Source organism: Streptomyces sp. WM6372 (assembly GCF_001279655.1).
GTDB lineage: Bacteria > Actinomycetota > Actinomycetes > Streptomycetales > Streptomycetaceae > Streptomyces.
The window spans coordinates 1-6127 of record NZ_LGDB01000041.1; the positions used below are offsets into that span (position 1 = coordinate 1).

The 6127-nt window shown below is 70.9% G+C and carries 8 protein-coding genes and 2 pseudogenes; 7 read left to right on the plus strand and 3 right to left on the minus strand.

From position 1 onward, the window contains the following. Positions 1–217: pseudogene (locus tag ADK52_RS05760) on the minus strand (HSP18 transcriptional regulator); the annotation flags it as partial. A gap of 129 nt (positions 218–346) precedes the next feature. Between ADK52_RS05760 and ADK52_RS05765 the strand changes: the two are divergent. From ADK52_RS05765 to ADK52_RS05775, 3 genes are all read left to right on the plus strand, one after another. Continuing rightward, positions 347–781, plus strand: a complete 435-nt coding sequence (locus ADK52_RS05765) for an Hsp20/alpha crystallin family protein (protein ID WP_053688693.1) — start codon at positions 347–349, stop codon at positions 779–781. Positions 782–888: 107 nt separating this feature from the next. Then, entirely contained in the window at positions 889–1317 is a 429-nt protein-coding gene (locus ADK52_RS05770; protein ID WP_053688694.1) for a DUF2267 domain-containing protein, read from the plus strand. Between the two features lie 70 nt (positions 1318–1387). Further along, positions 1388–1834: a DUF2267 domain-containing protein gene (locus tag ADK52_RS05775; RefSeq protein ID WP_053688695.1), complete on the plus strand. Its 447-nt coding sequence runs from the start codon at positions 1388–1390 to the stop codon at positions 1832–1834. Positions 1835–1911: 77 nt separating this feature from the next. Here the strand turns inward: ADK52_RS05775 and ADK52_RS44910 are convergent, their stop codons facing one another. Beyond that, on the minus strand, positions 1912–2127 hold the full coding sequence (locus tag ADK52_RS44910) for a hypothetical protein (RefSeq protein ID WP_420714803.1): 216 nt from the start codon (positions 2125–2127) through the stop codon (positions 1912–1914). Between ADK52_RS44910 and ADK52_RS39570 the strand changes: the two are divergent. From ADK52_RS39570 to ADK52_RS42165, 4 genes and pseudogenes are all read left to right on the plus strand, one after another. Then, a pseudogene (locus tag ADK52_RS39570) lies at positions 2075–2253 on the plus strand (cold-shock protein). The gene ADK52_RS44910 and the pseudogene ADK52_RS39570 sit on opposite strands and share 53 nt — an antisense overlap. Before the next feature lie 438 nt (positions 2254–2691). Further along, positions 2692–2904: a hypothetical protein gene (locus tag ADK52_RS05780; protein ID WP_053688696.1), complete on the plus strand. Its 213-nt coding sequence runs from the start codon at positions 2692–2694 to the stop codon at positions 2902–2904. A gap of 107 nt (positions 2905–3011) precedes the next feature. Further along, positions 3012–3167, plus strand: a complete 156-nt coding sequence (locus tag ADK52_RS43405) for a DUF6879 family protein (RefSeq protein ID WP_420714804.1) — start codon at positions 3012–3014, stop codon at positions 3165–3167. 636 nt (positions 3168–3803) lie between these two features. After that, complete coding sequence (locus ADK52_RS42165) at positions 3804–4445, plus strand: LuxR C-terminal-related transcriptional regulator (protein WP_053688697.1); 642 nt, start codon at positions 3804–3806, stop codon at positions 4443–4445. A 421-nt stretch (positions 4446–4866) separates the two neighbouring features. On the opposite strand, the gene ADK52_RS05790 is transcribed toward ADK52_RS42165, so the two are convergent. Next, on the minus strand, positions 4867–6127 hold a 1261-nt coding region (locus ADK52_RS05790), incomplete at its 5' end, for a PQQ-binding-like beta-propeller repeat protein (protein WP_159045848.1).

Sequence of the window (6127 nt, forward strand, 5' to 3'; positions counted from 1 at the left end):
GGCCGCTCTCCCAGCCGGCGAGCTGCTCGCGGACCTCGCGCAGCATCATCAGTGCGGCCAGGGCCGGGTGCAGGCCCGCGTCGGCCCCGGTTGCGCGCGGGCCAGCCGTTCCCGCGGAGGGTTGCTGCGCGTCCTTGACGGCCCGGTCGATCGCCTCCAGTGCCGCCGCGGCGGCAAGGAAGGGGATAGGCGCGGTCGGCTCTGCGGCCTCGTTCATGGCACTCTCCGTGATCTGTCATCCTCTTGATGACTGCAAAACTTGTCATCGGATCGACGACATGCTACAACGGTGGCACGTTGAAGCGCATTGGCAGTTTCTGCCTGAACCAACTGGAGGTGTTTCGCGATGTTGATGCGCACTGACCCGTTCCGCGAGATGGACCGGATCGTCCAGCAGCTGTCGGGTACGTCGGGCACGTGGTTGAAGCCGTCCGTCATGCCGATGGACGCCTACCGCGAGGCCGACGAGTATGTGATCGCCTTCGATCTCCCCGGGGTGAGCACCGAGGCGATCGACATCGACGTCGAGCGGAACATGCTGACCGTGAGGGCGGAGCGCCGCCCGGTCGCGAAGGCCGACTCCGTGAAGCTGGAGCTTTCCGAGCGGCCCCTCGGGGTCTTCTCCCGCCAGATCGTCCTGGCCGACACTCTCGACACCGAGCGCATCCAGGCCGACTACGACGCGGGTGTCCTGACCCTGCGGATCCCGATCGCCGAGCGCGCCAAGCCCCGCAAGATCAGCATCGGTGGCGAGACCGGCCGCAAGCAGATCTCCGGCTGACCCTTCCGCTTCAGCCGGCAGCGGAGGGCGGGAAGAGCCGATTCCCCCTCCGGCGCCCCGCCCTCCGCCCCTCTGTGACCCCTTCACCCCTTCCCGGAGGTGACGTGATGTCGATGCGCAGGGAGTCGTTCCTGGCCCACGTCCAGGAACGAGGCGAGTACGAAACCACCGCAGAGGCCGAACGCGTCGCCCGTGTCGTCCTGGCCCTGCTCGGCGCGCATCTGGCCGGCACCGTGCGGGCTGCGCTCGCGGCCCGGCTCCCCGAGACCTACGCCCTGATCCTTCTGAACCCGCTGCAGGCCGCCGAACCGCTCTCCCCTGAACGCTTCGTCCGCGCGACCGCGGCGTGGATCGAGGGCGCCACGGAGACGACGGCCCTGTGGGACATCGGCGCCGTCCTCTCCACGGTGGCCCTCGCCGCGGGCGACGTCCTCACCCGCGAGGTACTGCTCCAGCTCCCGCCCGGCTACGACCTCCTCTTCGGCCACCCCCAGCCCACCTGGCCGTCGACCCACCTGACCGCCAAGCCCACCTGACCTCCACCGGCCGGACGCCGGACCCTTCGAAAAAGACCGGACCCTTCGAAAAAGAAAGGCAACCGCAGTCATGTACGACCAGCTTCGACCGAACCCGGCCCATCACGCCATGACGTTCGACCAGATGCTGGAACGCGTCCGCTACGAAGGCGCCTACCCCACCCGTGAACGCGCCGCCGAAGCCGTCCACCACGTCCTGGCCGCCCTCGGCCGCCAGCTCACCGGCGACGAACGCGTCCGCCTCGCCCAGTGCCTGCCCGTCGAGGCCGCCCTCACCCTGACCGCCCAGATCCCCGACACGCAGCAGCTCACCGGCTGGGGCTTCGTCAAAGACCTGGCGGCCCGTACCGGGGTGAGCCCGGCTGTCGCCCGCTGGCACACCGGCGCCGTACTCGCCGTCGTCACACGCCTCGCCGGCCCCGACCTCCTCGCCCGCATCCTCCACCGGCTCCCCGACGGGTACGCCCTCCTCTTCGGCCAGGCACAGCTGCGCCTGCCCGAGCCCGCTGCCGCCTGACCGGCGCCCCGGCACACGGGCACAACGGGGCCGGGGCCGCCATTGCGGTCCCGGCCCCGTCGCATGCGGCGGGAGTCTCAGCGCTTGAAGGTGTCCTTGACCTTCTCCTTGGCCTCGCGGGCATCGCCCTTGGCCTGGCCTTTGGTGTGGGCGATTTGCTGTGCTGTGCCGCAGGGGCCAGGGCGATCGCCTCCGCCTTCCGAATGTCGGGAGAGGTGATCATCGACTGGAGGGCGTGACATGGCTACGGGAACTGTGAAGCGGTTCAACGCGGAGAAGGGCTTCGGCTTCAGCGCCCAGGACGGCGGCGGCCCGGACGTCTTCGCCCACTGCTCCGTGATCAACTCCCCGGGCTTCCGTGAACTCCTGAGGGCCAGACCGTCTCATTCGACGTCACCCAGGGCCAGAAGGGCCCCTAGGCGGAGACATCAACCCGGCCTGATTGTCCCCAACCTGCCCGCAGAACCGCAGGCACTGCCCTTCGCCGCCGGGCACCCTGGCCTTGCGGCCGGGCCGGTGGCTGTCCCACGGTTGCAGACTTCGACGCCCTCATTCACCTGCGCACTGCGCTGCGTACGACGATGGGCGCGCGCCCGAATGCCACGGTCCCGGTTGCGCCCGGAGGTCGCAGTTCACTTTGCGGGTCCGGCCGCGTCGGGGTGTTCCGCTGGCAGGCGGTCGATCTTCGTCCGAGAGGGGTGACGTGGAGGCTGGCGGATCGTTTCAGCTGATGTGAATGATGGATTCCGCTTTCCCGGGTCGGGCTCCCGTTGTCCGGACTGCAACAGCCTGCCCGCTCGGGGTTTGCCGCCCGCAGTCGCCGCCCGCGTGCCGAGTCTGCGCAAGGGAGCGGTGGTGTGAGGGACCGGTCGTTCTACTGGTGTCGCTCCTGCCGCCAGCCGCTCTACGCCACGAGTTCCCCCGCGCTGCCGGCTGGCTGGGACTGGGAGGTCGACCATCAGCAGCCCGGCGACTGCGCCAACGGGTACCTGATGCCCCTGACCGGCACTGCCCCCGTCCCCGAAGACCTGCCCAACGCTCCGCGTGTGCTCCGCGTCTTCGGAGCCTGAACGCTGGTGCGATGCCGCCCATCGGGCGTCGTTTGGTGGTCGAGATCCGCTACCTGCCCCGCCGCCACACCTCCGACATCTCACTGCCCGGGAACGCCTGATGGCTGATCGACGGCCGCCTCATCCTCTGGAACCACTTCACCGGCAACGGCACCCGAGCTGGCGGTGAGATGTCCGACGCCCCGACCGCGGCCGCGCTGTGCGCATCAGCGTTCACCGCGGTCTGGGAACGCGCCGTCCCCTACGACGAATACAAGCCCTGACCCCGCACCCATGTCCTCGCCCCTGTCCAGCGCCCAAGCCGCCCGCACCGCCCTCGCCACGCGCCTGCGGCACCTGCGGCTGGACGCGGGCCTGGCGGCCACCAGCTGTCCCAGGCCTGCGGCTGGTATTCGGCCAAGACCTCCCGGACCGAACACAGCCGGGCCGCGCACTCCGACGCCGACATCCGCGCGTGGCGCGCAGCGTGCGGCGCCGACGGCCAGGCCGAGGCCGTGATCGCCGCCGCCCGCAGCGCAAACTCCATGCACGTGGAGTGGAAGTGCCTGAACCGGGCCGGCCTGGCCGGTCTCCAGCAGGAGATCGCCCCTCTGCTGGAACGCACCCGCCAGTTCAGCGTGTACTGCTCCCACGTGATCCTGGCCTGCTCCAGACCCCTGCGTACGCGGCCGCCGTCATCACCGCGTACGGCACTTTTCACGGCACCACTGATGACATCGAGGCCGCCGCCGCTGGGGCCGGTTGCGCTGTTCGGTCATACCTGGTCGCTGGGCAGAGCGAGTCGGTTGGGCCGGGGGCGTTGTAGTCGGTCCGGGCCGGATATGCCGGGTGCCGCGGGGGGTACTGGTCACGGCGCCAACTCGCAGCGGCGTCGCAACGCCGGGATGAAAGGAAAGCGCGTGAGTCGCGTCTTGATCGTCGAAAGCCATGACCGGTCCGGCCTGCGCCCAGTAGTGGAGGCCGTCGATGCGATGGTGGTTGTGGGTGAAGCGGCGGATGCTGTGCAGGCCGTCAAAGCCGCCAAGGAGTATCAGCCCGATGTCGTGATCATGGATGTGTGCTTTCCCGGCCAGGGTGCGGTCGATGCCACCCGTCAGCTGTTGGGGCTCGGCTTCCCTCCGAGGGTTCTCGCGGTGACCACCGCCAGCCCGGACGGGAGGGTTCTTGACGTGCTCCGCGCCGGAGCCTCGGGCTTCGTCGTGCAGGACTGCGGTCCTGACGAGCTGGCTCACGCGGTGCGGACCGTGGCGGCCGGCGGCAACGTCCTCGACTCGAAGATCATGCAGACGCTGACTCGGGAACGTCATTCCGCGGGCTCCCATGATCTGCGCGAGAGGATCGGCAACCTCACGGACACGGAGCGGCAGATGCTGGCCCTCATCGGTGGCGGGCACAACAACCAGCGGATCGCCGATGGGTGCCACCTGTCCATCACCACGGTGAAGACACACGTCTCACGCCTGCTCCAAAGACTTGGACTGGAGCATCGGATCCAGGCCGCGGTCCTCGCCTGGGAAGCCGGGATCGTCGGACGGGACTGATTGCCGCAGGCAGCCGGACGGGCCACCTGCGACGCTCACGGACACCCGGCCGCCGCTCGGCCGTCCGGCGTCCCGTGGTGACGGCCGGCCCCTGCCGGCTCTGCGCGGCGGCGAGGGCGGCGGCGACCTCGGGGATGCAACCGCCCGGCGCGGCGCGGCATGCGCGTGAGTCATCGCCGGTGCGCTCCGGGCGGGCGGGCCGGGGGTACGGTGCACCGGTGAGTGCTGTGCCTGGGGAGCCGGTGGGCGAGGAGTCCGGCCGGGAGCAGGACCGGCGCCCCGAGGAGCCGGCCTCACCCCGCCGGGCCGCTGACCGGCGGTGGGCGGTCCGGGCCGTCGTGGAACTGACACGCTGTGCTGCATGGCGTACGCCGGCTTCCGCGTCTGATCCGGGCCACAGCCGGCGGGGTCGCGACGGACGTCAATCGAGCGGTACGGCCGCGAGGCGGTCGACGGTCTGGGGGTAGAGCCGGTTGCCGCGCTGGACGATCATCGTGGGGCCGTCGGGCATGTTCACGGCCCCCGCAGCGAGCGTCCACGCGACCCGGCGGGCCGCGACGTCCACCGCGACGACCGCCTGACCGTCGCCGCCGACCGCCGCGTAGAGCTCCCCGCGGAACGGGGCGGGAGCCGCCAGCATGGAGACGTACGCGCCCGGGTCGTGGGTCCACACCTTCTTCCCGGTCGACTCGTCGAACGCCTGGAGCGCCCCGTCCGCGACGTACACGGCGCCGTTGACGCAGACGGGCGCGCTCAGCAGTTTCGTGCCCTCCGGCTCCAGCTTCCAGGCGACTTCTCCCGTCACCAGGTCCACCGCCGTGATCCGCTCCTCGAAGTCGAAGACGTGGCGGTCCGAGGCGACAGGAGGGTTGATCCCTCCCGACTGGTTCGGCGACGCGGCCTCCTGGTCGGTGCGGACCCGGCAGGCCCACAACACGCGGCCGTCTCGGAGGTCTACGGCGAAGACGCGTGCGGGATCCGAGCAGGTCATGCGGCCGCCGGAGATGACCGACGACATCATGAGGGAGCCGAGCGAGTCCAGGACGGCTCCTTCGATGCGCGTGCGCCAGCGCAGTTTCCGGGCGCCCAGTTCGTAGGAGAGCAGCCATGCCTGCTCCTGCTGTTGCCGGTCGCCGGATCTGAAGTACGCCTTGAAGTAGAGGCATTCGGCATCTGCGGCCAGGAGCTGCGTGGTCTGGGCGAGATCGCCCAGGACGGCCGGGTTGGCCGCGTCGGTGGCGAGCCGGCCGGTGCGTGGGTCCAGGTATCCCGCACTCGCGTTGCCGTCGTCGTCGAAGACGGAGCCGACGAGCTTGTCGCCTGCCACGGCCACGTCGACCTTGGCGGTCTGGGTCTCCCACAGGGTCCGGCCGTCGGCGGTCGAGATGCCGCGCAGGACGTCGCCCGTGTGGATCAGGACCTCGTCGGAGGCGACGGCCGGGGCGGCGGAGAACGGGGACGGGACCGACCACAGCGGGGCCGGAGGGGTGCCGGGCGGGCGGGAAGACCGCCCGGGGCCAGGCGCCGCAGTACGGCGACCGGAGCCCGAGCCCGAGCCGGGGAGGTTTCCGGTGGCCCAGAGCGCCGAGGCGCCGCCCGAGACGGGGAGCGCGGCGGCCGCCGCGCCCGCGATCAGGGTGCGGCGGGAGAGCGGGCGGCGCGGGGCGGGGGCGCGCAGCGGG